38 protein-coding genes and 1 tRNA gene are annotated in these 25196 nt (G+C 58.6%); 14 read left to right on the top strand and 25 right to left on the bottom strand.

Going from position 1 to position 25196, the window contains the following annotated elements; genetic code table 11:
* Nucleotides 1-67 precede the first annotated feature (67 nt).
* From CFBP5499_RS30755 to CFBP5499_RS01015, 25 genes are all read right to left on the bottom strand, one after another.
* Entirely contained in the window at nt 68-196 is a 129-nt protein-coding gene (locus tag CFBP5499_RS30755; protein WP_256387180.1) for a hypothetical protein, read from the bottom strand.
* 49 nt (nt 197-245) lie between these two features.
* Nucleotides 246-398, bottom strand: coding sequence for a hypothetical protein (locus CFBP5499_RS29825; RefSeq protein WP_158523279.1), 153 nt, complete (start codon nt 396-398; stop codon nt 246-248).
* Nucleotides 391-780, bottom strand: coding sequence for a hypothetical protein (locus tag CFBP5499_RS00905; RefSeq protein WP_080826487.1), 390 nt, complete (start codon nt 778-780; stop codon nt 391-393). Before CFBP5499_RS00905 ends, CFBP5499_RS29825 begins: the two co-directional genes overlap by 8 nt.
* Nucleotides 777-1307, bottom strand: a complete 531-nt coding sequence (locus CFBP5499_RS00910; RefSeq protein ID WP_080826485.1) for a hypothetical protein — start codon at nt 1305-1307, stop codon at nt 777-779. The genes CFBP5499_RS00905 and CFBP5499_RS00910 overlap by 4 nt, the downstream gene beginning before the upstream one ends.
* Nucleotides 1297-1713 carry a hypothetical protein gene (locus CFBP5499_RS00915; RefSeq protein WP_137081327.1) on the bottom strand — a complete coding sequence of 139 codons (417 nt, stop codon included), beginning with the start codon at nt 1711-1713 and terminating at the stop codon, nt 1297-1299. The genes CFBP5499_RS00910 and CFBP5499_RS00915 overlap by 11 nt, the downstream gene beginning before the upstream one ends.
* A complete protein-coding gene (locus CFBP5499_RS00920) occupies nt 1703-2182 on the bottom strand; it encodes a hypothetical protein (RefSeq protein ID WP_130932485.1) in 480 nt (159 codons plus the stop codon). Before CFBP5499_RS00920 ends, CFBP5499_RS00915 begins: the two co-directional genes overlap by 11 nt.
* A gap of 278 nt (nt 2183-2460) precedes the next feature.
* On the bottom strand, nt 2461-2946 hold the full coding sequence (locus tag CFBP5499_RS00925) for a hypothetical protein (RefSeq protein WP_080826474.1): 486 nt from the start codon (nt 2944-2946) through the stop codon (nt 2461-2463).
* 20 nt (nt 2947-2966) lie between these two features.
* A complete protein-coding gene (locus CFBP5499_RS00930) occupies nt 2967-3707 on the bottom strand; it encodes a hypothetical protein (RefSeq protein ID WP_080826471.1) in 741 nt (246 codons plus the stop codon).
* Nucleotides 3704-3997 carry a hypothetical protein gene (locus CFBP5499_RS00935; protein WP_130932484.1) on the bottom strand — a complete coding sequence of 98 codons (294 nt, stop codon included), beginning with the start codon at nt 3995-3997 and terminating at the stop codon, nt 3704-3706. Before CFBP5499_RS00935 ends, CFBP5499_RS00930 begins: the two co-directional genes overlap by 4 nt.
* 118 nt (nt 3998-4115) lie before the next feature.
* Entirely contained in the window at nt 4116-5204 is a 1089-nt protein-coding gene (locus CFBP5499_RS00940) for a site-specific integrase (RefSeq protein WP_137081329.1), read from the bottom strand.
* On the bottom strand, nt 5205-5459 hold the full coding sequence (locus CFBP5499_RS00945) for a helix-turn-helix transcriptional regulator (protein ID WP_080826469.1): 255 nt from the start codon (nt 5457-5459) through the stop codon (nt 5205-5207).
* The gene (locus CFBP5499_RS00950; protein WP_080826466.1) at nt 5456-6139 is read right to left on the bottom strand and encodes a hypothetical protein; all 684 of its coding nucleotides are present in this window, start codon (nt 6137-6139) and stop codon (nt 5456-5458) included. Before CFBP5499_RS00950 ends, CFBP5499_RS00945 begins: the two co-directional genes overlap by 4 nt.
* Nucleotides 6136-6645, bottom strand: coding sequence for a DUF1643 domain-containing protein (locus CFBP5499_RS00955; protein ID WP_080826463.1), 510 nt, complete (start codon nt 6643-6645; stop codon nt 6136-6138). Before CFBP5499_RS00955 ends, CFBP5499_RS00950 begins: the two co-directional genes overlap by 4 nt.
* On the bottom strand, nt 6642-7586 hold the full coding sequence (locus CFBP5499_RS00960) for a hypothetical protein (RefSeq protein WP_080826460.1): 945 nt from the start codon (nt 7584-7586) through the stop codon (nt 6642-6644). The genes CFBP5499_RS00955 and CFBP5499_RS00960 overlap by 4 nt, the downstream gene beginning before the upstream one ends.
* A complete protein-coding gene (locus tag CFBP5499_RS00965; protein ID WP_080826457.1) occupies nt 7583-8170 on the bottom strand; it encodes a hypothetical protein in 588 nt (195 codons plus the stop codon). The genes CFBP5499_RS00960 and CFBP5499_RS00965 overlap by 4 nt, the downstream gene beginning before the upstream one ends.
* Entirely contained in the window at nt 8170-9405 is a 1236-nt protein-coding gene (gene dnaN / locus CFBP5499_RS00970; protein WP_175416572.1) for a DNA polymerase III subunit beta, read from the bottom strand. The genes CFBP5499_RS00965 and dnaN overlap by 1 nt, the downstream gene beginning before the upstream one ends.
* The gene (locus CFBP5499_RS29830) at nt 9311-9661 is read right to left on the bottom strand and encodes a hypothetical protein (RefSeq protein WP_175416573.1); all 351 of its coding nucleotides are present in this window, start codon (nt 9659-9661) and stop codon (nt 9311-9313) included. The genes dnaN and CFBP5499_RS29830 overlap by 95 nt, the downstream gene beginning before the upstream one ends.
* A complete protein-coding gene (locus tag CFBP5499_RS00975; RefSeq protein ID WP_080826452.1) occupies nt 9652-9945 on the bottom strand; it encodes a hypothetical protein in 294 nt (97 codons plus the stop codon). The genes CFBP5499_RS29830 and CFBP5499_RS00975 overlap by 10 nt, the downstream gene beginning before the upstream one ends.
* Nucleotides 9929-11263, bottom strand: coding sequence for a reverse transcriptase/maturase family protein (locus CFBP5499_RS00980; RefSeq protein ID WP_080826450.1), 1335 nt, complete (start codon nt 11261-11263; stop codon nt 9929-9931). Before CFBP5499_RS00980 ends, CFBP5499_RS00975 begins: the two co-directional genes overlap by 17 nt.
* On the bottom strand, nt 11260-11637 hold the full coding sequence (avd, locus tag CFBP5499_RS00985; RefSeq protein ID WP_080826448.1) for a diversity-generating retroelement protein Avd: 378 nt from the start codon (nt 11635-11637) through the stop codon (nt 11260-11262). The genes CFBP5499_RS00980 and avd overlap by 4 nt, the downstream gene beginning before the upstream one ends.
* Before the next feature lie 44 nt (nt 11638-11681).
* The gene (locus CFBP5499_RS00990) at nt 11682-12617 is read right to left on the bottom strand and encodes a hypothetical protein (protein ID WP_130932483.1); all 936 of its coding nucleotides are present in this window, start codon (nt 12615-12617) and stop codon (nt 11682-11684) included.
* 50 nt (nt 12618-12667) lie between these two features.
* The gene (locus CFBP5499_RS00995) at nt 12668-13543 is read right to left on the bottom strand and encodes a hypothetical protein (RefSeq protein ID WP_080826444.1); all 876 of its coding nucleotides are present in this window, start codon (nt 13541-13543) and stop codon (nt 12668-12670) included.
* A 33-nt stretch (nt 13544-13576) separates the two neighbouring features.
* Nucleotides 13577-13777 carry a hypothetical protein gene (locus CFBP5499_RS01000; RefSeq protein WP_130932482.1) on the bottom strand — a complete coding sequence of 67 codons (201 nt, stop codon included), beginning with the start codon at nt 13775-13777 and terminating at the stop codon, nt 13577-13579.
* Nucleotides 13778-13844: 67 nt separating this feature from the next.
* Nucleotides 13845-14027, bottom strand: coding sequence for a hypothetical protein (locus CFBP5499_RS01005; protein ID WP_080826441.1), 183 nt, complete (start codon nt 14025-14027; stop codon nt 13845-13847).
* 532 nt (nt 14028-14559) lie between these two features.
* Nucleotides 14560-15291 (bottom strand): S24 family peptidase, encoded by a 732-nt coding sequence (locus tag CFBP5499_RS01015; RefSeq protein ID WP_080826438.1) that lies wholly within the window; start codon nt 15289-15291, stop codon nt 14560-14562.
* Between the two features lie 94 nt (nt 15292-15385).
* Here CFBP5499_RS01015 and CFBP5499_RS01020 point away from each other — a divergent pair, with 94 nt between their 5' ends.
* From CFBP5499_RS01020 to nusG, 14 genes are all read left to right on the top strand, one after another.
* Entirely contained in the window at nt 15386-15631 is a 246-nt protein-coding gene (locus tag CFBP5499_RS01020; RefSeq protein ID WP_080826436.1) for a hypothetical protein, read from the top strand.
* Nucleotides 15632-15648: 17 nt separating this feature from the next.
* Nucleotides 15649-15724: transfer RNA gene (locus CFBP5499_RS01025), tRNA-Met, on the top strand.
* Between the two features lie 324 nt (nt 15725-16048).
* The gene (locus CFBP5499_RS01030; RefSeq protein ID WP_080826434.1) at nt 16049-16516 is read left to right on the top strand and encodes a phage regulatory CII family protein; all 468 of its coding nucleotides are present in this window, start codon (nt 16049-16051) and stop codon (nt 16514-16516) included.
* Nucleotides 16517-16521: 5 nt separating this feature from the next.
* Nucleotides 16522-17445, top strand: a complete 924-nt coding sequence (locus tag CFBP5499_RS01035; protein WP_080826432.1) for a ParB N-terminal domain-containing protein — start codon at nt 16522-16524, stop codon at nt 17443-17445.
* A complete protein-coding gene (locus CFBP5499_RS29835) occupies nt 17442-17609 on the top strand; it encodes a hypothetical protein (RefSeq protein WP_158523277.1) in 168 nt (55 codons plus the stop codon). Before CFBP5499_RS01035 ends, CFBP5499_RS29835 begins: the two co-directional genes overlap by 4 nt.
* Entirely contained in the window at nt 17606-17833 is a 228-nt protein-coding gene (locus tag CFBP5499_RS01040) for a hypothetical protein (RefSeq protein WP_080826429.1), read from the top strand. Before CFBP5499_RS29835 ends, CFBP5499_RS01040 begins: the two co-directional genes overlap by 4 nt.
* Complete coding sequence (locus tag CFBP5499_RS29840; protein ID WP_158523276.1) at nt 17833-18009, top strand: hypothetical protein; 177 nt, start codon at nt 17833-17835, stop codon at nt 18007-18009. Before CFBP5499_RS01040 ends, CFBP5499_RS29840 begins: the two co-directional genes overlap by 1 nt.
* Nucleotides 18006-19448, top strand: a complete 1443-nt coding sequence (locus CFBP5499_RS01045) for an MT-A70 family methyltransferase (protein ID WP_233284534.1) — start codon at nt 18006-18008, stop codon at nt 19446-19448. Before CFBP5499_RS29840 ends, CFBP5499_RS01045 begins: the two co-directional genes overlap by 4 nt.
* Nucleotides 19445-20506, top strand: a complete 1062-nt coding sequence (locus tag CFBP5499_RS01050) for a phosphoadenosine phosphosulfate reductase family protein (RefSeq protein ID WP_080826428.1) — start codon at nt 19445-19447, stop codon at nt 20504-20506. The genes CFBP5499_RS01045 and CFBP5499_RS01050 overlap by 4 nt, the downstream gene beginning before the upstream one ends.
* Entirely contained in the window at nt 20503-22422 is a 1920-nt protein-coding gene (locus CFBP5499_RS01055; RefSeq protein WP_080826426.1) for a DNA cytosine methyltransferase, read from the top strand. Before CFBP5499_RS01050 ends, CFBP5499_RS01055 begins: the two co-directional genes overlap by 4 nt.
* Nucleotides 22419-22982, top strand: coding sequence for a hypothetical protein (locus tag CFBP5499_RS01060; protein WP_130932481.1), 564 nt, complete (start codon nt 22419-22421; stop codon nt 22980-22982). The genes CFBP5499_RS01055 and CFBP5499_RS01060 overlap by 4 nt, the downstream gene beginning before the upstream one ends.
* The gene (locus tag CFBP5499_RS01065; protein WP_130932480.1) at nt 22979-23272 is read left to right on the top strand and encodes a hypothetical protein; all 294 of its coding nucleotides are present in this window, start codon (nt 22979-22981) and stop codon (nt 23270-23272) included. The genes CFBP5499_RS01060 and CFBP5499_RS01065 overlap by 4 nt, the downstream gene beginning before the upstream one ends.
* On the top strand, nt 23269-24507 hold the full coding sequence (locus CFBP5499_RS01070; protein WP_080826420.1) for a helix-turn-helix domain-containing protein: 1239 nt from the start codon (nt 23269-23271) through the stop codon (nt 24505-24507). The genes CFBP5499_RS01065 and CFBP5499_RS01070 overlap by 4 nt, the downstream gene beginning before the upstream one ends.
* Nucleotides 24494-25147, top strand: coding sequence for a transcription termination/antitermination protein NusG (gene nusG / locus CFBP5499_RS01075; protein WP_080826416.1), 654 nt, complete (start codon nt 24494-24496; stop codon nt 25145-25147). Before CFBP5499_RS01070 ends, nusG begins: the two co-directional genes overlap by 14 nt.
* The last annotated feature ends 49 nt before the right edge of the window (nt 25148-25196 follow it).

Raw genomic sequence — 25196 nt, forward strand, 5'->3', positions numbered from 1 at the left:
GATAGAGAGTGGAGCGCCAAGGTCGTCCGCCCTTGGCGCTCCTACACCGGGACCTCTCATTGCCCCCTCAGGAGAAGGAGAAACCGAGGGAGCCGAGATCGACGGCGATGCTTTTTTTCCGTTGCTGGCGAACGGCGAGGTAAAGTCGGAAGCCAGCGCAGCGGGCGCGCTTGCCGATATCCGCCGCCGTTTCCACCTGTTTTCCTTTTGCGGCTTGCCGCCCTGATCGGCGCCAGCCATGATAGTCAACCCCGCCGAGAAACAGCCTTGCTGACGAGCGATGTCAGCTTGGCGGTTTTTTTCGGCTGCGTTTCATCGCTGCTTTTTTCCGTGTTGCGATGATGGTTGGCGACAATCTTGCGTAGCTTGTCGCGGCCTTTCTTTTCAGCTTCAGGCATCCTGTTGATCCTTTGTGTTAGCGCCCATTTTTGAGAACAGAGACCGTGACGCCTCCGGCCCAAGTGTGGTTTGAAAGAGAATGTGGCGGAGGAACGGTACGCTTTCAGCGCCGAGACTGGCGGCCTCGAAAGCCTTCAAAATCCCTTCGCACCGAAACCGGAACCGCTCTAACGCGACATCGACGGCAGACGACAGTTCGGCCGCTCCGGGGTGTCTGGCCGCCAGATCGACAACGCAGGCGCTGCGGTCCCGTCGCTGGTCACTCAGGACGGCGAGCAGGCGATCCAGTTCCGAACTCCGCTCTGCCGCCTCCTGTCGAACGCCACGAGCGCGGCATTCGTCGAGGTATGTCCGTCTCGGCGTGAAGGTGATGACCGTCATGGCAGCGCGTCCTGATGGGCGAGAACTGCACGGGGGTCGGCGTCGGCGCGGCGATTGACCGTAATGCCGGATGTTTCCGCCTCGCGAATGAGTGCTTCTTCCGAAAGCTCGGCGTTCAACAAGGATTGATCCAGGTCGGCAAGCCGCTTGGCGCGCTCCGCGTCCGTCAGGCCTTTTTCGCTCTGATAGATTTCCGATATTTCCTGCTTCATGGCGCTCGCCAGAACGTCACCCTGATAGGCAACCAGCGCGTCCGCCAACACGTCAAAACCGGGCAAGCGCCAGCGGCCGGGATCGGTTGCGAAGCGCGACGGGCTGGGGGCGCGCTCCATCGCATGGGTGACGGCGCTGGAAACCCACATTTCGGCGCGGCGATGCGCCGTCGCTTCATCGACTGGCATGCGCTCAATCGCATCGCGCTCCGCCTTCAGGTCTTCGACCTGTGACCTGATGTTCTCGAGGCCTTGCGAGAACGCTGCGAAAACGGAGCGTACGCCAGCCAGTGCGTTTGCCGGTTTATCGGCCATATGGATCAACTCCCATGAAATTCGCGCAGTTGGTGAAAAGCTCTCCGATCGACTGGCGGCGCTCACTGAGCGGCTCAAGCTCCGCTCTCATCTGGGTTATCTTCGCGTCGATCTGCCGTATTTGAGCCTCAAGCGCCTGCTTTTTCCGCGCCAACTCGTCGCCGTCGATCCGCAGGATGTTCTGGGAAGCATCGTGCAACATGCGGGCGATATCGGCTTGGAGGCGACCTTTCGCGGCGGCCATATCGCGGATTTTTTCCGAGAGATCGTTGCAACTCGAAAAAATGGCGTCGCGCTGCGCACGGATAACCTCAAGCCTGCCGGGGTCTATCGTGGGTGATGAAGTCATTCGTCGGTCTCCTTTGGTCGTCACGCTGTCACGCATGTTCGGAAATTCAAAACGCACTTGAATTTCCGGAATGAAGAATTTGAGCCAGCCGCCGTTCGCCGGGGATGCAATCGCCGGAGCGGAGGATTTTCCACCAGGTGGCTGCAGGCTCGGCAGCAGGTGCGTCGAAAGATTTGCTTTCGCGGGGCCATCTGTCCGACTGGTAGCGCTTCGCAGATGCCGCCATCATTTTCGCGGCGGCTGGCGGCGGCAGCTTCGACCATTCCGGCACGGCGGCCCATAGGCCAAGCAAGCGGCGGTCGCGCCGGCCCAGTTCAAGCTTGCGAACCGGCGATGTCCCGCCCCATGTCTTGAGGCCAAGCTCGGCATACAGCGAGGTTTTGAAACCGCTGGCGATGCTGGCATTGAGCGCCTCCATCAGGAGGATACGGCTTCGCTCCGGGATGCGCCGGCCACCCATGAGGTGTTCCACGAGATCGAAGATAGCCTGCAAGGCGGGATCGGTTGAGCGCTTCTTGTCAGCCATGGAAGACGCCCCCGAAACCGCGAAAGCGATTTGGAACAGGTGTTCCATTTTCAGGCCGCAGCGGCAATTCAGCTACCGAAACGCACCCGCCGTTTCCGGCTGCAACCAATGCGTTTGCGTTAACCGCAGGCGTTAACCAAGCGTCAACCCTGACAACCCTGACAACCCAATTTTTCGACCTGTTTGACTGGCGCTTTTCCGGGGTCGTCCCGCCCCGCAGAGGGTCAAATCCGGGTACGGTCCCTACACCCAGGGGGTTGGGTCGGTGGCCTTTTCGGTCACACTTCGCCATCGTCCTCACCCTCCTTTTCGAGGTGAAGATGACAGAGCGTGCGAAACCATTGCCATTGCTTATCGCTCAGGTGGAACTTGCCCTTCGAAGCCTTTGCTAACGCCAGAACGTTTTCGACAAAGTCTCGCTGCTTGTCCGTCAATCCGCCGCCTTCCAGCAACAGGCGTCGAGCATCGCCTATGACCTCATCACGCGTTGGATGCTGGCTTTCAGCAGGACACGGCTCTGGCTCTGGCGGGTCGCGATAGACGATCTTTTCCTGAACCACGACACGCTCGCGATACACGATGACCTCTACCGTTGCAGGCGGCTTTGTCAGCGCGGCGGTGAGATCGTGCCATCCCAAACCAGCGCCGCAAAGGGTTCGCCCAATGGCCGAAACCGCCGCTACCACTTCGCCGGCATGGTTGCTGGATAGCATCGGCAACAGCTTCCCGAGCTTTTTCACTGTTTTCTGATCGATATCGCCCATCGGTTCCCGGTATCCCGATTTCAGCCGTACGCCGCCGAGGCGGTTGAGCCTTTCCACCCCCATCCCCGAGTTGTGGGTTTGTCTCTCGGCTCATCAGGCTGGTCATTCCGGTTCGATGGGTGGCAAGGGTGGCCCTCATACTCCCTCTCAAAAGCCGTTTTTTCCGGTTTGTCGTTCTCAAAGAGAGAGGTTTTAACTTGAGTCCATGAAGTGCGTAATTTTTTGAACCCTATCTTCATGGCAAGCCACTTCATCCAGCTAAAGGAAATCACCTTGATGACGTTCGTCAGGCTCTTTCCAAACTGGCGGCGCCGCTCCTTCACGGAAATATGCCCGAGTTCCTTCGAGCCTCCCTTGCGAAGCGCGTTCTGAACGGTTGTACGGCTCACACCGGCTATGCTGGCGATTTCATCCAGGCACATTTCGCAGCGGTTGCCGTGCCGCTTACATTCTTCGGCAATGACGGCCAGCGCCGCGCCCTCGCCGGCGGAATAGTGTTCCCGGATCTCGGGCGGCATATTGGACGGCCCGCTTATCCGGCGCTTTCTGGCGCGCCGCTCACGGCTCTTGTCGGTTGACATGCGCTGACGCCGAGCTTTCTTGACGACGCTCTCTGCCGCCCCGCTGGCCGTCTGCTTCTCGTAAGCCTTTGTTGCGGGTCTGGTGGCCTTACCGTTGGCGAAATAATCGTCATGGGATCGAGCGGAGCGGGAAACGATACGACTGCGAAGCAGCGCGGATGATGGCCTGTATTCCGTCATTCACTCGCTCCCGGCTTTGAGAGCGAATGAGCAAGCTTCGCCGCCTCGGCGGCTTCCATGACCGTCAGGGCGAAGCGTCGGCGGATTGTGACGACTGGATGAGAGACCAAAGGATTGCGGCAAAGCCACATGGCTGCCTCGCGAACGCGGGGCTCAATGGCTCGCAATGAGTTTGACAAGTCGCCGCTAAGTGATTGACTTTCAAACGCGGGTTTGACGGAAATTTTTTCGTAAGGCTTTGTTTTTGGCGCTTCACGCGGGGATTGAAAATCCGCGTGTCGGTGGTTCAAATCCGCCTCCGGGCACCATTACAATTTTCCAGCATTGTTTTTATTGTGTTTTTCTCCTCTGTTTGACCAGAGTTTAAACATCACCCCGAAAAGCTGGACACTTTTGTTCCTGTTTCGATCATTCTTCTTCAGGCTCGACCGTGTCCTGCATCAACTCCACGGCGCTCTTTGCAAGCACCTTCTGACGTGCTGCCCTAGTGTAACGCGTGACCTCCTTCGAGGTTGTATGTCCGGTTATGGACATGATCTGGTGTTCGCTCGCGCCGCGATCGGCGAGCCGCGCGGCCGCTGCCTTACGCAGGCCGTGGGCGCTGCAATGCGTCAAGTCTGCCTCGTTACACCGCTTCCTGAACCAGTTACCAAAGCCATTAGACGTGAACGGCTTTTTGAATTCGGTAACCAGAAGCGTCATTTCCCCGCACGGTCCGGCGTCGATCGCCTTCTGCAAATGTGGATGGATGGGCATCTCCAGTTTCCGAGGCTTGCTATTCCTGCCCTTAAACTGGGTGAAGCGCAGCCAGCCCTTACTGATGTGCTGCTTTCCAAACAGAATAATATCGCTGCGGCGCTGGCTGGTGTATAGCATCAAGGTCAGCGCCAGATAGGCCTTTGTGCCGATCGGGTGACGCGCCTCGAACTGCTCGACCTCCTCCGGCGTCCATGAATGGAAACCCTCCGATCCCGTCTTGAAATAGGGTATGTCGCGGGCCGGGTTGGTGGCGCAGATCTCGACGGCTGGCATAATCGCCCAGTTAAAAACAGCGCGTAGCGCCTTCAGGCGTCCGTTGGCCGACTCCGGCACGTCTGCTTTCCTGTCCCTCAGAACGCGCACGGCCTTGGCGTTGAACGACGACAGAGGGACATCTTCGAAAAGCTTTGATGATTCTGGCTTGATCGGTTCGGCCCAGATGCTTTCAATGATCAGTTTGCGAACATATTGTGTTCGCTTGTCGAGCTGCTTGTATTCGGCGCTCTGGAAATATTGCTCGCACAGCCAGCGCAGCGTTCCTTTTACGGAGAGCTTGGGGCCGGTCCTGTCTTCCTTCATTTTCCCGTTCAGTGCGTCATAGTAGGCGGCATTGAACTCATCGCTGCCCGGTACGCCTGGCAGCCTTATTTTTTTCTGGCCCTTGCGGCGAAAGTAAAAACGAAGAACGCCGTCGGTGTTGTCCTCGACGACGTACTTTTTGCTGAATTTTTTCGGCATTTACGCGAAATCCCACTCCTCGTTATCATCATCCTCGCCACCCGGAAGCCTCGCGAATGCTTTTTCCAGCGACCGCCGGTCCCAGATATTGCGGCTATTGGCTCGCTTGGGTTTCGGCATTCTGCCATCAGCCACCATTTCGTCAAATAGGGATACTGAGACGCCGATATAGGCGGCGGCCTGTTCCCGGTTGAGGCCAAGGATTGATGGCAGTGGGCAGGCCGTAACCCGCTCCGTTCTTCCGGAGGTATTCATCTAGAAAGCCTCCGCTTTGGGTGCTGCGCCGCATACGCCATGAATGCGTTCGCATCGCCATTACAGCAGGTATAGCCCGCCTCGGGCGGCCCGATCTTATGGAGCTGATCCATCCGAAAATGAGCCGGCCCGATCTTCATGCCGGGAAAATTGAAGGCAATGATAACCTGCCCTCGATGCCAACCCCCGTTCTCGCCCTCTGTGACATAGGCGTGATGTCCGCGAGACGCTTCCTTATCCTCGACGAATTCAACGTCCGGGAACCGGCCTGCGACGATGCGCTTGAAATCCTCGATCGCTGACAGCTCCTGGGCCTTTCGGCGCAAGTCGTGTCGCATCTTTTTCCATTTGCACCGGGGTGAGCAGTAGACAGCACCGCTGACCTTGCCGCAGATGCCGTTGACCGGCAGTCTGTGTTCATAGGGCAGGTCGGAATCGACGGTAATGCCACAACCAACGCATTCGAAGTGCCACCCATATTCTACGGCTACCTTGGCTGGAACGCCTGTTGCTGCATATTGGTCGGCCCATGGTGCACGCCGGCACTGCACGCCGCCGAGCTCGCCCTCGGCGTACTCATTCGCGCCCCACTTGGCAGCATAGATCGATTTTTCAGCGAAATAGATATCGCCGGTCATCTCGTATTTTTCGAGTACCGCGTACGCCTTCAAAATCGTCATGGCGCACTCCAAGGAATTAGAGGCGTAGCGTAGGCCACCATCAACGGATGACGAGGTTGGCCGTCATTCGCTGTACCCCAGCACATCGGCTTCGCTCCAGCCTGATCCAGAACACCGACGACCGAGCGCCATCTCGTGCGAAGAGCCTTTGGCAGCTTGGCCGCCGGACCCCATGCCACGATGTGAATATCCGCACCCTGTATCGCCCTCGCGATATGCGCGTCATTCTCTGGTCCAACCGGATCAGCGGCGCGGGCCAATGCCTTCACATCCTTGTTTACGAGCGCGCACAAATTCCAGACAATGACCTTGCTGACGCCGAGGCGAAACGCAAAGCCATCCACCTTCGTCATTGTGGAATCATTCTTCTCCTCGTCCGCATCAGATGGATTGACCATGCCAAGCGAAATGACGGGGCCGGATCGACCGTAGTCGTGTTCAAGCAGGTAGCGATAAAGACCGCAATCGGAGAAGATGGCGCGTCGCGTCGTCAATAGGTCGCTCACAGGCCACCCTCCTGCTTTGCGGGTGCTGCGGCGCGCATAACGCGGTCTAGTTCCGCAGCGATGAGCGCCCCAGCCTTCTCAAGATCGCGTTGACGGCTGGTTGGCTTCCAGAAATCGCGAGACCAAGGCCATGCGCCTGGTGCGTCATCTAGTTCGCCGCTATTATGAAGGGCGTAGCAAGCCGCAGCTTCCAGCAGTTCGCCGTTCGTATATTTGTCGTCATGCTCGGGAGACCAGCCTTCTTTTTCAATCTGGCGGGCGCGCTCGGCTGCGATGGCCTTTATCGCGGGGCTCCCAACCACGTCCTGCACTTGTGCGGAGAGGGCGAGGCGTAGCATTTCAGCGCATTCTTTGAATGCTTTATTTCGGGCGCTCCAATTCGGACCGAAGCCATTCCCTTCTTCGACGGCATCCTTTTGCTTGCTGTGCAGGATTGCCAAAACGCGCTCAAAGCCCCGCTTTTCATTTTCGCTTTGAGGCGTCAGAGCAGCCCAAGCCGTGCGGAACTGGTTGTAAAAGTGGTCTCGTTCTCTGGCCGTTTCGTTTAGTCTATCCCGCAGAGACGCAATCTCGTCACCTTCGTATAATTTTTCTGTGCAGCCAACTGCTCCCGCAGAGCCCGAGAAACGCTTGTCCTGTGGATGAGGCATGAACTCAACAGGATCGACTGGGCTTTCGCCTTCCAGATCCCACCAGTATCCATTCTTGTCATCAGTCCAGACGGCCTCGTAAATCCGGCCATCTTCATCCCGCACCCAGTAGCGCTCGGAGAGCCTGAGCATCACGCCGACCTCTGAAAAATCCTGAACGTCGGTTATCGAGCGATCGGCCTGGGAAATCGGAAGCCATCTAACCCCAAGCTCTTTTTGAGCCTGAAGTTTTCCTTCTTCAAAACCGGTTCGACGTGCGGCTTTCCTGCGATGCAAATGAGATTTCGTCACTGGCCGCTCCTCCGCAAGTGATGATATGTTTCAAGGAAGGCCTCGGCAGCGCCGTGCGGATCTTCCCAAGGGAAGATTTCGGCCTCAAATGGTCTGCGGCCCTCGACCGTTCCCCACGTCTCACCATTGCTTGGCATCAGGTCACGCTGCTCTGTCGCCAGCATGCATAGATCCAGATGCTTGATGTAATTATGGGAAGGTGTCTTAACCCTGAAGAGGGAAAGGCCAGCAGCCTCGCAGCGCTTCTCAACTGCCTTGTAGTCAGGGCATTTGGATTTCAGAGGCGAACTCATGTCGCCACAGGTCGCCTCGCCAACCTCGTGCATCAGCGCCGCCATCTTGCTTCCCGGCTCAGCGTAACCAGCCATGATGATGCAGTGCTGGGCAACGGAGTAATAAACCCGCTTGCCTGTGCGGCGACTGACACACTGGCCGGAGAAGCGCGACTGAAAGGCGAGACCATAGGCCACATCCTCAATCGTCAACTCGGATCCTTCCGGGTTGTCGAAGTCGAAATAGGTGCCGGATCCGAGAAGAATGGTCGGGCCGATGATGCGATGGATAGGTGCAGACTGTTCTGTCATCAGGAAACCCTCATAGGCATGACGATGTAATCTTCGTCGGCGTCGCCATCTGGCGTGAAATGTCCCGGCGCGCCGGGGTCCGTGCCGTGGAGACAAAAAGATGTGGTGGAAATGCTGGACAGGGTTTCGTTGACGTATGTCGGATTGAAACCCCTCAGGTGGCTGTCGCCGTCGAATTCGATATCGACCGGCTCGGACGCGTTCTGGCCGTCCCGCGCCACCAGCTCGATCTGCATCAAGCCTTGCTGGATATCGAGGCGGACGGAAGACTTACTGATGTCGCCGGCAATGACGCTCACGCGGGTAATCGCCTTGCTGACAGTGGAGCGATCGGCGCGCAGGAAGACATTGCTGCGCGCGGGAATGATGCGGTGGTAATCCGGAAACTGGCCGTCAATCAGTTTTGAAACAAGGGTGATATCCTCGCACTCGACGACAATCTTCCGGTCATTGATGAAGAATGAGCAAGCGGCCTTGCTGTGGCCGAACAGCTTGCGGATTGCCTGAACCGTCTTGATCGGGATGATTGGCGGCTCGAATGCATTCAACTCGCTGGGCGAGATCCGCGATACGGCCATCTTCAAGCCATCAGTGGCGCATATTGCAAGCTTGCCGCTCTCCAGCCCTTCGACGAAGGTTCCGGACAGATAGGGTCTATCCTTCATCGTCGTGTTCATTGCATAGGCGACGCGACCCAATGCATCCGTCAGAACGCTGGCCTGCACCGCAAACGCCAATGGCGGCCGATCTGCTCCGATGGATGGAAAATCGGAAGCGGGCAGGGTATGCAGGTTGAAACGCGAACGTCCGCCACTCACTGTGACCTGACCGGGGAACTGTCCTGGCTTGACTGTGATCTCTGCCGACTCCGGCATGTTCTTTACGATCCGGTAGAACTCATCGGCTGCTATGGTCAGGCCTTCGCCGGCCGCTGCCTCCAGCAGCTCGCAGCGCGTCCCGATTTCAAGATCAAGGTTGGTGCCGCGCAGCAGGAGGCGTTCGCCATCTGGCTGCAGCAGCACGTTTTCGAGGATCGGAATGTTGTCCTTGGCCGGAACGGCTTCGGTCACCGCCGACAAGGCCACCAGAAGCTCGGACCGATGAGCGCGGAAATGGATAGGATCTTTACTCATGTCGCCCTCAGCTCCGTTTTCCGGTGAGGAGGTCGGCAATCCCACGTTCGTGGGAGGGGGGGGCAAGATCAAAGTGACGCGACAGGATTTCCATCGCCTCATCAACGTTGCCTTCTGCCATACGCCGGTATGCCTCGCCGACATGATAAAGGTCGCTGTCGTCGAGCTTATGCAGCTGATCGTAGGCGTCGATGATGTCGTCTTCGTCCAGGTCGCCGATTTCGACCTGTACCTTCGCATTGAAAGTCAGATCAGAAACAATCGCAGGGTGAAGACAATGCTTCTTGAGCCATGCGGCGATACGCTCGTCATTGTGATCATCTGAAAAATTGATCGTGATTTCCTGATTTACCTGCATTGGCGGCTCTCCAGAATTTTCGCGTACATGCTGGGGCAGGGCAGTGTGATGCTGCTGCCGAAGCGGCGGATGACGACGGTGGTGAAATCAAACCTTGCCTGTTGCCAGGTGTTGCCGTTGATCGGCGCGACCAGGCCAAGCTCCTTGCATCGCGTCGTGACGCGGCTGAAGCTAGCGCCGTAGTGGTCTGCGATCTGGTTCCGGCCCATGCCGCGCTGAACGCAGCGTGCCAGCATGACGGGTGACGGCAATTTGCTGCCGCCGCGCTTATCGGTGTGCCGCATGATGGACACTCCTTTCGTGGACATTGAGGGATTTGAGAAGATTGCGGCTGTCCGCCCACTTGGCGTGACCGACCCACGCGGCAAGGAATTTCTCCAGCCGCTGGTGCTCGCCGCCGGCACGATAGGCGCGGATTTTGCGCTTTGCCCGCGCAACACTGTCACGGCGCAGCAGCTTGTGGGTGGGCCAGATGCGGTAACCGACGAAGTTAGCGCCACGGCTGACGGGTTGGATGCTCCATTTGGAGAACCTGAGGCCCAGCCGCTCGCGTGACAGCTCCTCGATCGAGGCGCGGACCTTGCGCAGATGCTCCGACGATTGCCCGAGAACCACGATATCGTCCATGTAGCGATACCAGTAGCGCTCGCCGAGTTCCTGTTGCAGGTGCCGGTCCACCACGCCGCCGTAAATGTTGGCGAAGATCTGCGACAGTAGGTTGCCGATCGGCAGGCCGATGCCATCACGCGGCAGCATGGTCTCAATCAGGCGCAGCGTGGCGCGGCAAGAAATCTTCGCTTCTATCAACCGCCACAGCGCGCCGTGCTCGATGCTGGCGAAGTAGCGGGAAAAATCCGTCTTGAGGATATAGAGCGGTTCTGCGTCGTGCGTCAGCCGCCGCATATCGGCCTGCAATGCCGTTGCAGCTGCATGTGTTCCCTTGCCCGGACGGCAGGCAAAGGTGCGCGGCAACAGCGTCGCCTGAAATATCGGCTCGATGACGGCACACAATGCATGCTGCGCCACGCGGTCCTCAAATGGCAGAGCCGATATCATCCGCTCCTTCGGATCGAAGATCTTGAAATTATGCGGCTGGCCGGGACGATATGTGCCGTCGCGCATGGCCTGCGACAGATCCTCCAGATTGAGGATCGAGAACTCATTGAACTCCAGAAAGCCCGTCGTCAGGCGCTTGCCAAGGGTGGTGCGCCTGAAGGCGTGACGCATGTTGGCGTCTGCCGTGATCTTTCCGATAAGGTTGCGGTATTTCTTTCCCATGATAATCGCTCCGGATTGCCGGTCGCGGGTTTCGACGGCGTTGCCGCTACTCCCCGCTTTACCGGACCCTGTCATGTGTTCGCCGAAGCCGGACGATCGGGCCGACCACCCTGTCAGCTGGGCGTAAACCGCCGTGCCGACCGTGGAAGATGACCGGCGTGGCCGTGGCTCGCGCCGAGTCGTGAATGGATCGTCGCTCGCGCCGCGCGCCCCGATGTTCTCGTTCGAGTTCTCGGGCCAGTAGTCCAAGTTCGCGTACCGGGAGCCGGCGTTCTCGCCGTTGATCCAGGAGCCGCCAAAGATGGACGGACGCAACAGCATCATGACCCCGACCGCCCGTTGCCTTTTGCCGATCTGATCCACCCGCCGAGCATCGATCCCGTTTCAGCGATGTGGCGCAGTGCCACCTTGTGCTGGTGATGGGAAAGGAATTTCAGTTTCGGATCGGAGGCAAAGCGCAACCAGAAGCGCAGCGTTGCCAGGTTGGCGTCTGCTGCGTAGAGCTTTGAGGCCTGTTTCGACTTCGCTGCCTGATAAAGAAAACCGACCTGGTCAAACAACAATCCGATCAGCCGGTCCCGCAGCACGCCATGGCTGCGAGGGCATTTCTGGAAGATCGGATAGAGGTAGGATACGGCTTTCTCGAATTTCTCGACGATCGCCAGATCCTGCGGATTTACATATTCATCTCGTGTCATGGCTGGCGATCATCCGTTTCAGGGGACCCGCGCTTCCGCGCGTGTCAGGCATGGTTCAGGTGGTCGCTCGCGCCGCGCGCCCCGAAGTCCTCGAACGAGAACTCGGGCCAGTAGCCCAAGTCCGCGTACCGGGAGCCGGCGTCCTCGCCGCTGAGCCAGGAGCCGCCAAAGATGGACGGACGCGGGTTATCCGGATCGCCGTCCGTGCCCCACTGCCACATGGTGCCGGTGATATCGAACAGGCCCCACTTGCTGATGAAGTTGATGGCGTTCTCATCAAGCGCGCCCGTCACGGTCGGCTCGCTGTCACGGGAGGCGCGTTCCTTCACGCCATAGGCGGCGGCGAAGAATTCTTCCGCGCCGAGAAGGCGCTTGCCGTGACCTGCGTAGATTTCCACCGCCGTCGCATAGTCGAGCTTCCTGTATCGGCTCTGGCCGCCCAACTTCATCGGCAAGTCGCGGCCGTCGGCGATGATCGCCCTGGCGCGGCTGGCGCCCTGTTCGTGGTGGTCGGCGTCCAGAAGATAGATATCCGCCCAGAACAGTTTTCCGCCCAAGGTCTCGACCAGCGCCATGCCGCGCGGATCTGCGCAGGCGGGGCGGAAGCCGATATCCCAGATGGAATAAGGGTTGATTGCAGGCGTGCTGTCGCCACCGTCACGGGAACCCGCATTGCCGCCCGGTGCAAAATGAAAGCCGCCGAAAAACTTCTCTGCTGTGGGCTTGCTGTCCAGCAGTTCGGCGACCGGAAACCCGTCATCGTCGATGCCGACGCCATAATCACGGCCCGGCACAAGCTCGTCGAACAGGACGGGAGTATCTTTGTCGAAGAAATGGGGGCGCTCACTGGTAGTGATCATGGTGCCCGCCTTGATGATAAGGTCGAGACGACCGGATTTTGCAAGCACCGGGGCAGATGCCACGGGTCCAACACGCTGGATGGAAATGCCGCCAAGGGTATTTTCGGCTGTTGCTGTCATCATAAGAATCCTGATTGAGAGGAGGAAAGAGACCCGCGCTTTCGCGCGCGTCAGGCAGGCGTCAGGTGGTCGCTCGCGCCGCGCGCCCCGATGCTCCCGACCGAGAGCCCGGGCCCGTAGCCCAAGTTCGCGCACCGGGAGCCGGCGTCCCCGCCGCTGAACCAGGAGCCGCCAAAGAGGGACGGACGCGGATCGTCGATGTCGCCGTCTGTTCCCCAGACCCAGAGATTGCCGGTCGCCTGCATGAGGCCGTATAGGCTGGTGCGGGCGGCATCGAGGCCGGTTGTACGTGGGCGATTGTCGGCGCTGGAGCGTTCAGTCACGCCGTGGGCGGCGGTGCGGAACTCGTCATAGGTCAGCAGGCGCTTGCCGTGACCTTCAAGGATGGATTTCGCGGTCTTGTAATCGAGCAAGTCCAGTGTGCTGCCGGTGGCTGGCGTCACACCAAGGCGGCTGGTGCCGTGCACGGCGTGATCGACGCCGAGAAGATAGATATCGACCCAGACGATGTTTCCGGCAATGACGCGCACCATGCCGCGAGGATCGGGGCAGGCGGGGCGATACTCGATATCCCAGAGCGAATGCGGGTTGATGGCGGGATTGCTGTCGCCGCCCTTGCGTTCAGTCGCATTGCCGCCGGGAGCGAAGTGGAAACCGGCAAAGAAATCCGCTTTCAGGGGGTTGTCGTTGGCGACGGTGGCAAACAGATCGCCCATGGCATTGATGCCGACAGCATAATCGCGACCGGGAACCAGCTCATCGAGCGCAATCGCCGTTTCGCGGTCATAGGAATACGTGCGGTCACCGATCTCGACCAGCGAACCGGCCTTGATGGAGATCGAGGTCGGGCCGGTAGCGATCAGGATCGGCGCGCTGGGGCTTGGATTGTGAATGCTGATTGTCTGTGGTTCGGCAGTCGTTGTCATGGGTTGGTCCTTTTTGGTTTGGGCTGGACGTGGTCAGACGCGTGCCGCAGCGGCGTGCATGCGTTCGATTTCGGAGAGACGGGTGGCGCAGAGAGCCACGCCGCCAAGGCAACCGAGCAGAAGCACGGCTGTGACGCAGGCGAGGAAAAAGCGGCCATAGGGAACGGCGGCTTCTTTGCGGAAGGTGCCGAGGTCATGGCGGGTCTGCGGGATCATTGGGGAAATATGGATCAAAGCTGCCTCCATCCGTTTCGGATGCCGCCTCGCGGGGGAGAGACGGACACCGAAACCGGACGTGGCGTCAGGCGGCTTCAAGAAGCGCGTCGTCGTTCGCCTTCATGCGTGCCTTCTCTTGGAGGCGGTCGATATCTGCGTTGGGGAAGTAAAGGTTCAGCTGTTCACGGGTGCAGCCTTCGCCAAAGCGGCGCATCGCGGCGGCCATGGCATCGATCTTTTCATTGTCGTTCATCGCACTGACGTTCATGTCGGTCTCCGTCCGTTGAAAGGGAGACCGGACGGCATCGAGGCGAGGGGGTAGGGTGCCGTCCGGTCTTTTCCAAGCCATGTGGTTTGCTCGGATGGACGGAATTTCGCGATAATCGCAAAATAAGTCAAGAAGTATTTTCGCGATTATCGCGATTATTGTTGCGATGGGCCGCGACAGCGGTGCGCAGATCGCAAAACCGAATCAGCAAAAACCGACTCGACTCTTTTGTGCGAAGATGCTTTTTTAGCGTGAACGAAACAAGAACAAGGGGCGAGGAAATGAAGCGGCCGCCAATCGATCACCCGGATGCGATGCGATTAATTGTGGAGCTTTCCAACCTCTATGTGGCCTGCGACGACTGCGGCCATTCTCGGATTCTTGGTCTGGATAACCTGCGAAAAGCGAGCGAGCTTGGGGTGCATAACTACACGCAATTATGCCGGAAGATCAGGTGCAGCGAGTGCCCAAAAACAATTCCGGCATTTAGGAATTTGACGATCCGGCCGACGTGGCGCGCCGAATACTCTATTCACAGCAGCGCGTGAAATACGACCTTGTGAATGCTGAAGACTTTGTCTGTCGGGAATTCCAATTCGTGTGTTTCACCAGATCCTGGATTGTACTGATAAAGACGCAAAACGTCGCCGCTTTGGCTCTCGAACCGCTTAATGTAGCTCGACACTTCGTCATCTTCGAAATCACCAAGGATCTGAACGATTACGTCGTCGCCTTTGCGGTAGCGGGCATGGGGATTAGCCCACGCTGTCTCGCCATGATAGAAACGCGGCTCGCCTGAAGTTCCTTGTATTTGAACCGCGTAAGCCCCTTCGACGCCTTCCAAGCCAGGCGGACAAAAAACCCGCGCAATGTCTTGGCCGTTCATGATGAAGCGCCCGTTCGGACCCGCAGAAATCTGGCCCCTTAGAGGAATGGAGACGTCGCCAGGAAAGGCTTGCCAGCGAGGGGGGAAGCTTGCGTTTGGTTTCGGTCGTGGCGCTGAAGGCTGCGTTGGAAGATCGTTCGATGGGTTGAGCCAGCTGGCCATTTCCTCATAGCCGGGTGGAAGCTCCTGAAAGAACCTGGCGATACCTTCTATCTCTTGGAGGCTGATTTTCCGCGGCTCTTTAGTGTTTGGCTTCATCCTGCTCAGCATCGTCGAGGAGACGCCGATCGTCTCTGCCAATTCGCTGGCCGTTCCGCGCGGAGAATTCTTGAGCTTCTGGTCGAGCCAGTTCTTAATTTCGTACTGAGGATCTTGCATAGGGCAGACTTTCGCGTATTTCGCAAAAAAATCTATCGCGATAATCGCAACAAATAGATTGACATTAAATCGCGATAATCGCAAAGATCGCGATATGAGCGAAAACCATCTAGAGCCAGCGAAGTCTGTGATCGCCAAAATTGGCATCGAGAAAGTGTCTGCCGTAACCGGCAAGCACATATCTCGGGTCTATCGTTGGATGTATCCAAAGGAGCGCGGCGGTACTGGCGGCATCATCCCGCAGGCCGATGCTTTCGTTTTGCTTGCCCACGCACGGTCGCAGGGTATCGAGCTTTCGCCCGATGATTTCTTTCGAATTTCTCAGGAGGCCGCAGAATGATGGCGCTCCATTTTTTCCGCAGCGTAGGGAAGCGGTCATCCCGCGTGGTTCATACCCACGATGTCGCAGGTTCGAATCCTGCCGCTGCAACCAATCCCGGCGTTTTCCTGGCAGAGCGCGCACGGGATGCCGGACGGAAGAGGTTTTCCATACCTGCGGACCCTTCCGTCCGGATCGCCTTTCCTGTTGCGCGAGGGTTACTCCTTTCCCCTCTGCGCACCCGCCGTGATACCTCTCCTCCCGGCTCCGGCGGCCTTTTTCTTTCGTTGTCGTCATCGTTGTCTCTCCAGCTTCTGCCGCCGCTCATGTGGCGGGGCTGCGGTTGATCTGATGGGCAACGAATAGGCCGCGCCTGCGCGGGCTTCACCGAATCCTTTTCCGTTTTTCTTTCCTTGACGCGTTTTCAGGGGTGTTTTCGTGCGCACTATTTCCGAAGAAGAAATCCGCAGCCTGAAAGGCGCGACAGACGCCAGCTACAAGCTGGGCGGCGGCGTAACCGATTTTCCGCTGCTGACACGCGTCAACGTCTCGACGCTCTCCAAGTACGCCAGCTTCAATGATGAGAATGGTGAAGCGCTGATCCCGATCGATGTCGCCATCGAGTCGGATCGCCGCGCGAAAAGCCCCGTCATCGTCGGCGCCATGGCACGAGCCCTCGGCTTCAAGCTGACCATTGATGATGACCACCCCCACGATGCCCGCCCCGTTACCGAGACGGATGCGATCGATCTCATGAGCGAGGTCATGGATGTCGTGCGCGAACTTCAGGCCGCCCAGGCTGCCGGAACAATCGGTACGGCTGCCGCCAAAAAGCGGATCGGCAAGGAAATCCACGAAGCAATCCGCGAGCTCAAAGAGATGCTCGTAAATATAAAGAAAGGCTGACTGGCATGGTATTGCGAAAGGTAGAATTCTCGAAAATTGACCGGCCTGCCGAAGTTTCCGCCGGTTCAGCTCCAATCCTTCAATGGATTGATATCGATCAGCTGGTGATCGATGAAGATTACCAGCGTGACCTGAAGCTTCAGAACTGGAAGGCGATCCGCCGTATCGCGGCGAATTTTCGTTGGTCGATGTTCTCTCCCGTGTTCGTCTCCCCGGTGGAGGGGGGGGCGTACGCAATAATCGACGGTCAGCACCGCACCCACGCTGCAGCGATATGCGGTTTTTCGCAGGTTCCTTGTCAGATCGTCCAGATGAACAAGACGGAACAGGCCGCTGCATTCGCCGCGGTGAATGGCGTCGTAACGGCAGTCACCGTGTGGCAGCTCCTGAAGGCCGCACTTGCGGCTGGCGAGCAGTGGGCGGTGAACGCCCAGCGGATCGCAGCGGATGGTGGTTGCCGGCTGATGACGTCCAACGGCTCGACCCTTTCGAAGCTGCCCGGCGATATCTACGGCGTGAAGGGCTTCCTTTCCGTCATCGAGACACGACCACGCGAGACTATTGTGACCGCGCTGAAGGTCTTGATGAAGGCCGAAGGTTACAACGACAATCGCGAGGTCTGGGATTCGGCATTGTTGATGCCGTTGCTGCTGGCATTGGCAGAGCGACCGCCAGCGCTGGCGAATCCGGGTTTTGTCGGTGCCCTGGAAAAGTTCGATATCTGGGACCTCGTAGACCGAGATGCTGCCGAACGCCGCGCCGCGCTTCGACTTGGCCGCAAGCATCCTCCGAAATCAGAAACCCTTCGGGCCGGCATCCTCACGTGGATCGACGAGACGTTTCCTGCACGCATCGCATTGCCTCCATCCGAGAAACTATCGCGTCAGGAAGCGATGGTGCGCATTGGCGCCATCGGAGGTAGCCAGTGACCCTCTGCATGGCCGAAACCAGCCGCCCCAAACTCGTCAAGGAAGCCCGCGCCGCGCGGGTTCTGGCGCTTTGGCGGATTGGCCGTTCCACCCATGAAATTTCCACAACGCTCGGCCTTGCTGAATGCGAGGTCTGCCGCATTATCGAGGAGGCAGAACAATGAGTGCAGCCGCTTCTCTCTTTGCAGTTCCACTTGCGGATCGTGATCGCGGTTTTCTGCGGCACGTCTCTCAGGCTGACGGCTGGCGCGAGATCCGCCACGGCGAAATGCCATCCGCCGTTCAGTGCATGCGCGCCGGTTACGTTCGCCTGTCGAATGACAAGCGGCAGGCAATCATCACCAGCAGCGGGCAGACTTACCTCCGCCAGTTGAGAGGGGTGCACTGATGGAACTGTTCGATGCACTTCCAGCCCCGCTCCGCACGGCGATAAATGACGCCGGGTTCGAGTTTGTACCGCGCTTCGCTGCTCGTCTTCTGGCGCGCGGCGTATCGGTAGATCGCGCCGCCGAGATCATCCGCGAAACCGACCTGCGCCTGATGCGCAAAGGCTGTGCGGCATGACGGTGCAATCTCTCCAGATGCCGAAGAATGCCGGCCTGAACATCATTACATCCGCGCTGCGCGATGGCGAATACCGCTGCCAGACCTCGCAGGAGGTGCGCACGGCCTGCGCGGCAATGGCCCACCGCTATCTCACGCGTGACCCGAAGGACGGCAATCTGTTCCGTCCGGGTGATCGCGCAGCAGCCGTCATCGAGCGCGCGAAAAATGAAGGCAAATTGCCGGAAGAAAACATAAGCCGGATCGTAGTGACGGGGCCGTACCAGCTTCTGCCGCCGCTCTCGGATGATGATTTCAAGGCGCTTTATGATGACATTGCCGCTCACGGCGTAAAGGTGCCGGTTGAATATGACGAGGCTGGCGAAATTCTCGACGGCCACCACCGTGTCGCCATCTGCAAGATGCTCGACATCACCGATTGGCCCCGGTTCATCCGCAAGCAGCTGACGGAAGAAGGTAAACGGTCTTTTGCAAGGTCGCTGAATTTTGCCCGGCGCCATCTTTCCGGCGCGCAGCGGCAGGCAGTTATTCAGGAGCACCTGAAGGATGCGCCGACCGTATCCAACCGCGCCATTGCCGCGCAGCTCGGTGTTGATCACAAGACCGTATCGGCGGCGCGCAAACGCATGGTCGATGGTGGGGAAATTCCCCACCATGCGACAATCGTGGGCCGTGACGGCGTTTCCCAACCGGCGGTAAAGCCGATCCGCACCATGTTCCTGCCGGAGCCGGCGAATTTCAAGGAGCTGACGAAGGTCGCCAAGATCAAGCGGGCCGAGGATCAGAAGATCCGGCACGCCGTCCGCACCGATCTCGCCGTCCAGATCGCAGCCCGCCAGAACGTGGCGCCATGGTGGAAGGGCGTCGGGCAGGATGAGGGCAGGGCGTTCCCGATCATCTACGTTGATCCGCCGTGGCGTTTCAAAACCTATTCGGAAGTGACCGGCGGCGAAAAGAGCGCCGAGAACCACTATCCGACAATGTCTCTTGAAGAGATAATGGATCTCGGTTGCCCTGGCGCTCACAACTCGGCGGTGCTCATGTGGGTGACGGATCTTTCGAATGGCGTGAAAACGCTGGAGCGATGGGGCTACACCTACAAAAGCTTCTGGGGCTGGAAGAAGATTTACCCCGGCGACCAGACCGGAACCGGCTACTGGAGCTTCGATAATCTCGAACTTCTGCTGATCGGCACGCGCGGCGACTTCCCGGCGCCAATACCGGGAACGCAGCCGATCAAGTGCACCGACCACGCAGTCGGTCGCCACAGCGAAAAGCCGGTCTGGTTCGCCGAACAGATCGACCGGCTTTATCCGACCATGCCCAAACTCGAAATGTTCCAGCGCCGCGAAAGCCTCGCGGATGGCGACGTGCGCCTGAATGGAAAGTGGGAGTTTTGGGGAAATCAGGCAGGCACACCGGAAGGCGGTGCGGAATGATGATTACTCGCTCACCTGAAATAGACGCCCTTATCGCCGATGACGCGCCGGTCGCGATTGGTGTTTCGGGCGGCAAAGACAGCCAAGCCGCCGCACTGGCAACATTCGCTTATCTCGATTCTGTCGGCCACAAGGGGCCGCGCATCCTTATCCATGCCGACCTCGGCTCAGTGGAATGGGACGACAGCTTCCGGATCTGTGAGGAACTCGCTGAGTACCTGGAGTGTGACCTCGTCGTGGTTCGACGCAAAGCCGGTGGCCTCATGGAGCGTTGGGAAAGCCGGTGGCTATCGAGCAAAACTCGTTACGAGATGCTCAGCACGGTGACCCTTGTTCCCTGCTGGTCAACGCCGGCCATGCGGTTCTGCACTTCGGAGCAGAAGACACACGTAATCATGGCCGAACTTAAGGGGCGGTTTAAAGGTCAGAAGATCATCAACGTGACCGGCGTTCGTCGGGAAGAGAGCGCGACACGATCGCGCATGTCTGTCGCAGACAGTGATGCGGCCGGGCAGGTGTGGACGTGGCGCCCGATCATCGACCTCACGCTTGATCAGGTGTTTGCCATGGTCGACGCCTCCGGCCTGCACCCCCATCCCGCCTACCGGATTTACGGTATGGGCCGGGTGTCTTGCCGCTTCTGCATCATGTCCAGCATGCCCGACATGCTGGCCGCCAGTGCACAGCCTGAGAGCCACGATCTATACCGGCAGATGGTGCAGCTGGAGATCGACAGCAGCTTTGCATTTCAGGGTGCGCGCTGGCTCGGCGACGTCGCCCCTCAGTTGCTCCCCCCAGAGATGATTAAGGGTCTCGCCCTCGCCAAGAACAAGGCCGCTCTGCGTAAAGACATAGAGGCGCGGATTACAAGGCCGATGCTCTACGTAAAGGGGTGGCCGACCCGCATGTTGACCGACGACGAGGCTGCACTCATGGCCTCCGTGAGGCGACAGGTGAGCGACCTCTACGGCTTCAAATCGGATTGTCTCGACGTTCCCTCGATCCATGAACGCTACGCGTTTCTTTTGGCCGAGAGTGCCAGAAAGGCGGCCGCATGAACGCCTACGCTGGAAATCTCTTCGACCTTCATCATTCTGTCGCTGTGCCCGCATTGGGTCCGCATGGACCTTACATCATCGACAGTTTCGCTGGCGGCGGTGGCGCGTCGACCGGAATTGAACAGGCTCTTGGCCGTCCCCCTGATTACGCCATCAACCACAACGCGGCCGCTTTGGCACTGCATGAGGCAAATCATCCCGAGACAGTCCATCTCTCGGAAAACGTCTACAAGATCGATCCGCTCGATCACCTGCGCGGCAAGCATATCGGCCTCGCCTGGTTCTCCCCGGATTGCAAACATTTCAGCAAGGCAAAGGGTGGCAAGCCCGTTGAACGCAACATTCGCGACCTGTGCTGGATCATTCCAGGCTGGATCGAACGCATCCAGCAGAGCGGCGGCAAGGTCGATGTCGTCATCATGGAGAACGTCGAGGAGTTTAAGGATTACGGTCCGCTGATCCAGACCGCCAAAGGGTTGCGGCCAGATCCTGAGCGCAAGGGGCAAACTTACCAGAAATGGTGCAAGAAGCTCCGCCAACTCGGCGCGAAAATGGAAAGCCGCGAGATCCGTGGACGCGATTACGGTGCCACGACAATCCGCAAGCGCCTCTTCGTCATCATGCGTTTCGACGGCCAGCCAATTGTTTGGCCGGAGAAGACGCACGGTGCGCCCGATGATGCTGACGTTATTGCCGGACGTAAGCTTCCGTGGCCGATCATGGCAGATGAGATCGACTGGAGCCTGCCGTGTCCTTCGATCTTCGATACGTCTGCCGAGATCTGGGACAAGTTCGGGGTTAGGTCGGTGCGGCCGATCGCGGACGCTTCTCAGGCTCGCGTCGCGCGTGGATTTGATCGGTTCGTATTGAAAGCGAAGAGACCGTTTCTTGTTCAGATCGGTTACGGTGAGCGAGATGGACAGGCGCCGCGATGCATGAGCCTCGACGAGCCGCTGGGTACAGTCGTCGCCGGCGGTGTCAAGCATGCGCTGGTTTCGCCCTCTATCCAACGTTTCAACACAGGCGCGACCGGTGTTGCAATGGATGATCAGCTCCCGACGATTACGGCAAACAGCTACATCAAGCGTCCTGGCGGCGCGGCTCCCCTTGGCCTGCTGGCTCCGGTGCTAACCTACGCTCAGCAGGGTGGCGCTTGCCGCTCCGTGGACGGACAGTCGCATACCATCACAGCCAGCAAGAAAGATCAGAATTCTGTTCTGGTCGGCTATATGGCGCAGGCCAACAATGACAGCCGGCGCGTCGGTGGCGTCAATCCGGGCCGTCCGCTGGATGAAGCGTTGTCGACCGTGACGCAGACAGGAAGTCATCAGCAGCTGGTCTCCGCCTATATCGCGCGCGATTTCGGAACCTCGACAGGTCACAGCGTAACGGAGCCGTCCGCGACGATCATGCCGGAAGGGCAGGGCAAGAGCCGCCTCATCATGCCGTATCTGCAATCTTACTACGGAACTGGAGACGGTGCTCGCGAGGATGATGCCTGCCGCACGATCACGACGCGAGACCGCTTCGGTCATATCGAGGCAACGGTTGACGTTCCTCCCTTCACCGAAGCCCAGGCGGCTCGTGCGCGACAGGTTGCGGAATTCTTACGAGTGCACGGCGTTTGGGATGAGTGTGAATTTGTCACGATCGAAATCGACGGCGTCACGTTCGTCGTGGTCGACATTGGTATGCGCATGCTCTCGCCGCGCGAGCTGTTCAACGCTCAGGGCTTCCCACGTCACTATCAGATCGAGGGGTACTTTGATCGGTCGCAGGGCGATGTGCCGGTATGGGTGCCGTTCTCGAAGGAGGTGCAGGTTTCCTGCGTGGGTAATAGTGTTTGCCCGCCCGTAGCGAAGGCGCTGGTCGCTGCCAACTGCGGCCACCTTGCAGTCACGGCGGTGGCAGCATGACGATGCGCGAGCAGGAAATACGCGACCGCGAAAAGGCCAGCGTCACGCGGCTTGAAGACATCGTCGGACGCTGCAAGGGTGACAAGTGGCGTTTCGACACGGATGGCGACCAGACGCATATCATCGCGCGACGGTCGACGGGCGAAAGTGTCATCCTCGGCACGCTGTACGCGGACGCGCTGCCAGATGAAGTCGAGCTTCTGACCGGGGCACTGGAAAATACCGCTCTTTTCCTGAGGTTGCGCCAACGCGCCATCCTTGCCTTCAGAAGCGGCCAGAACGCCCCGCCGGATCAGCATCCCGCAACGCGCCTGCGGGACGGCGATTTTGCGGCGAATGCCGCCATCCTCTGCGCGGACCCATGGTTTCACCGCTTTCTTGAGCAGCGACAACACCCCGCCGAGGCGCGGGCCATCCACAACAAGGAACACGCCGACACGGTCCTGAAAAGCCTGATCGGCATCACCAGCAAGACACAACTCAATCGTGAGGAACGGGCGCAGGCGGCGTTTATCGATCTGCGCACGGACTTCGAATTATGGAAAGGGGGCCGGTCATGACGGGGATGTCGCCGGTTATCGAACACCTACAGGATTGCAGGACGGATGCGGAGCGGGCGCGGTGGCTGCTGAACATCCCGACATTCATCTTTTATCGCGAGCAGACGGCAATTTACCGCGCCCTTCGTCAGGCGGGCTTCGTTCGCGGTACGCAGCTCGTCGATCTTGAGATATCGGCGCTGGTGACAGTGCGGGATCGCTTCGGGCGACTGCCGTCCGACGTTCAGGACCTACTCAACGCGGCTCGCACCTTCATGGAGACGCTGGCGCGGAAAGGCGGTGTGAAATGAGCAACGCCCGGTTCTCAATCATACCCGCATGGATCGTCACTGATCCACGCCTCAAGGGCATCGATCTGAAGGTGTTGTGTCTCCTGGGTAGCTTCACCAACGCAGAGGGCTGGTGCCGCCGCAGCCAGGTGAAGATGGCGGATGAGCTAAACTGCGGCCGGTCGACGGTTCAGGGCTCGCTCAATCGGCTTTATGAGATTGGCGTGGTGGAGAAAAGGATCGTGGAAAGCCGCGACGGTCGCGACTCCGCACACTACTATCGCGTCATCCATGACAGGGACGTTTCGAGCGATGCGATTGCTGCATGGCAAGTCGCTGCTGCTGAGGAATATGATCCTAAATCAAACGACAATTCAGACGCACCCCCTGCCACTATATCGGCAGGGGGTGCCGCCTCTGGGATGGCACCCCCTGCCATCTCTGGACCGGCACCTATTAACGATACATCTCTAACGAACAATCTTAACGATGGAGAGAGAGCGCCTGCGCGCGGCAATTTGGGGGACGAGGAAGAAAATCCGAAAGCTATCGAGACAGCGTTCAAGCGGTTCTTTGTTACGTGGAAGACAGCTATCCATGACAGTGAACCTGATGCCCGCCGCGAGTGGGGCGCATTGTCGCCTGATGAGCGGGCAAGCGCCCTGGCTCATTCGGAAAGCTATCAGGTTGTCGCCCTTTCCACCGGTCGGAAGTATCTCTGCTCTGCCGCGAAATACCTGAAGGAGCGTCGCTGGGTGAAGCTAGCCGAACAGAGCGTGCGGTCACCTCAGGCGGAAGCGACGGAGATGGTCTCGGTGTTTTCCCGCGCGGGCCGCGCGCTCTTAATGACGAAGCTCTTTCAGCCGATCCGGGCGCTTTCACTCTCGCCCATTGAGCAACACATCGTCGATAACAAGCCCGAGAAAGCGGACCTGATCTGGCGCGAAAAGAAGGAAAAGCAGGGCTGGCCAGAGGCCGTCCAGCTTATCGAGCGGAAGCGCTTCACAGTACTGAACCGCATTGTCGATCTCAGCAAGGACTTTGAGCCTGTAGCGGTCAACGGACCCGTATGGGAAGAATGGAAGCGCGCCTATGCGGAGCGGTGCTGGCCTTGGCCGGTTGCTCCTGAACGTCTGGAGTTCGCTCAATTTCCGCCATTGCCTGCCGATGTGAATGATCTCGACGAGGCCGTGTCCATTGCAATCGAAAACTTCAAATCCAGACTGAACGAGGGACGGGACGATGATGCAGCATAAGTTTGATGATATCTCCCGCCACGTCTCTCTCAAGGGGATGCTGAAGCTGGACAAGATTGCTCAGGAGGCGGCGAGGATCGCTCATGAACGCGAATCGGCGTCGAAAGAGAGGGCGCACAGCGTGTCTGATTCGGCTTGGGTGATAGCGCGCGTCGAGTATGGACGCGAAAAGGCTGTTGAAATCGCCATGGTTGAAGCCGGTATTGAGGCGTGCGTGATCATGCGCATGGGGCCGGAAAGGAAGCGACATAGGCGCCGCATTCCCGCTGCAAAGACCCCAGTTTTCAACGGAATACTGTTTGTGTTCTGCCTCCCAGACAACCATGCACTCCGTGGAATATTGTCTTTCGATCACGTCAAAAGCATCGTCATGGGTCGCGATCACGCCGTTAAAATCAGTAATGAAACAATCAATGAGTTCAAGGAATTGGCGGAGGCTGGCGCCTATGATCATAGCCACCGGTCTGATGCCATTAGGAAGGGTGAAAAGGTCAGAATTACAAGTGGCCCGTTCGTTGGATTTGAGGTTGAAGTAGACGCGTTTGGTGAGTCCGGACATGGTGATGCGGTTGTCACCATCGTCATATTCGGGAAGCCGACCGTGTTCAACATGCCGCTTGCAATGCTTGAGAAAGTGTGAGTACAAATCTGCCCACGGTCGATGCGGTTCTTAGTGGCGGTTACGCTCG

The sequence above is a fragment of the Agrobacterium tumefaciens genome (genome assembly GCF_005221325.1).
Classification (GTDB): domain Bacteria; phylum Pseudomonadota; class Alphaproteobacteria; order Rhizobiales; family Rhizobiaceae; genus Agrobacterium.

Coding starts and splice junctions, on each gene's coding strand:
- avd (WP_080826448.1), bottom strand. CDS start 11,637: ATGACACGAGATGAATATGTAAATCCGCAGGATCTGGCGATCGTCGAG.
- CFBP5499_RS01065 (WP_130932480.1), top strand. CDS start 22,979: ATGACGGGGATGTCGCCGGTTATCGAACACCTACAGGATTGCAGGACG.
- CFBP5499_RS00965 (WP_080826457.1), bottom strand. CDS start 8,170: ATGACAGAACAGTCTGCACCTATCCATCGCATCATCGGCCCGACCATT.
- CFBP5499_RS01050 (WP_080826428.1), top strand. CDS start 19,445: ATGATGATTACTCGCTCACCTGAAATAGACGCCCTTATCGCCGATGAC.
- CFBP5499_RS01015 (WP_080826438.1), bottom strand. CDS start 15,291: ATGCAAGATCCTCAGTACGAAATTAAGAACTGGCTCGACCAGAAGCTC.
- CFBP5499_RS00990 (WP_130932483.1), bottom strand. CDS start 12,617: ATGACAGCAACAGCCGAAAATACCCTTGGCGGCATTTCCATCCAGCGT.
- CFBP5499_RS00980 (WP_080826450.1), bottom strand. CDS start 11,263: ATGATGCTGTTGCGTCCGTCCATCTTTGGCGGCTCCTGGATCAACGGC.
- CFBP5499_RS29825 (WP_158523279.1), bottom strand. CDS start 398: ATGCCTGAAGCTGAAAAGAAAGGCCGCGACAAGCTACGCAAGATTGTC.
- dnaN (WP_175416572.1), bottom strand. CDS start 9,405: ATGAGGCGATGGAAATCCTGTCGCGTCACTTTGATCTTGCCCCCCCCT.
- CFBP5499_RS29830 (WP_175416573.1), bottom strand. CDS start 9,661: ATGCAGGTAAATCAGGAAATCACGATCAATTTTTCAGATGATCACAAT.
- nusG (WP_080826416.1), top strand. CDS start 24,494: ATGATGCAGCATAAGTTTGATGATATCTCCCGCCACGTCTCTCTCAAG.
- CFBP5499_RS00910 (WP_080826485.1), bottom strand. CDS start 1,307: ATGGCCGATAAACCGGCAAACGCACTGGCTGGCGTACGCTCCGTTTTC.
- CFBP5499_RS01045 (WP_233284534.1), top strand. CDS start 18,006: ATGACGGTGCAATCTCTCCAGATGCCGAAGAATGCCGGCCTGAACATC.
- CFBP5499_RS00930 (WP_080826471.1), bottom strand. CDS start 3,707: ATGACGGAATACAGGCCATCATCCGCGCTGCTTCGCAGTCGTATCGTT.
- CFBP5499_RS01020 (WP_080826436.1), top strand. CDS start 15,386: ATGAGCGAAAACCATCTAGAGCCAGCGAAGTCTGTGATCGCCAAAATT.
- CFBP5499_RS01005 (WP_080826441.1), bottom strand. CDS start 14,027: ATGAACGTCAGTGCGATGAACGACAATGAAAAGATCGATGCCATGGCC.
- CFBP5499_RS00945 (WP_080826469.1), bottom strand. CDS start 5,459: ATGAATACCTCCGGAAGAACGGAGCGGGTTACGGCCTGCCCACTGCCA.
- CFBP5499_RS00940 (WP_137081329.1), bottom strand. CDS start 5,204: ATGCCGAAAAAATTCAGCAAAAAGTACGTCGTCGAGGACAACACCGAC.
- CFBP5499_RS00950 (WP_080826466.1), bottom strand. CDS start 6,139: ATGACGATTTTGAAGGCGTACGCGGTACTCGAAAAATACGAGATGACC.
- CFBP5499_RS00975 (WP_080826452.1), bottom strand. CDS start 9,945: ATGCGGCACACCGATAAGCGCGGCGGCAGCAAATTGCCGTCACCCGTC.
- CFBP5499_RS00925 (WP_080826474.1), bottom strand. CDS start 2,946: ATGGGCGATATCGATCAGAAAACAGTGAAAAAGCTCGGGAAGCTGTTG.
- CFBP5499_RS01035 (WP_080826432.1), top strand. CDS start 16,522: ATGGTATTGCGAAAGGTAGAATTCTCGAAAATTGACCGGCCTGCCGAA.
- CFBP5499_RS00920 (WP_130932485.1), bottom strand. CDS start 2,182: ATGGCTGACAAGAAGCGCTCAACCGATCCCGCCTTGCAGGCTATCTTC.
- CFBP5499_RS01070 (WP_080826420.1), top strand. CDS start 23,269: ATGAGCAACGCCCGGTTCTCAATCATACCCGCATGGATCGTCACTGAT.
- CFBP5499_RS00995 (WP_080826444.1), bottom strand. CDS start 13,543: ATGACAACGACTGCCGAACCACAGACAATCAGCATTCACAATCCAAGC.
- CFBP5499_RS29840 (WP_158523276.1), top strand. CDS start 17,833: ATGGAACTGTTCGATGCACTTCCAGCCCCGCTCCGCACGGCGATAAAT.
- CFBP5499_RS01040 (WP_080826429.1), top strand. CDS start 17,606: ATGAGTGCAGCCGCTTCTCTCTTTGCAGTTCCACTTGCGGATCGTGAT.
- CFBP5499_RS01055 (WP_080826426.1), top strand. CDS start 20,503: ATGAACGCCTACGCTGGAAATCTCTTCGACCTTCATCATTCTGTCGCT.
- CFBP5499_RS01060 (WP_130932481.1), top strand. CDS start 22,419: ATGACGATGCGCGAGCAGGAAATACGCGACCGCGAAAAGGCCAGCGTC.
- CFBP5499_RS00905 (WP_080826487.1), bottom strand. CDS start 780: ATGACGGTCATCACCTTCACGCCGAGACGGACATACCTCGACGAATGC.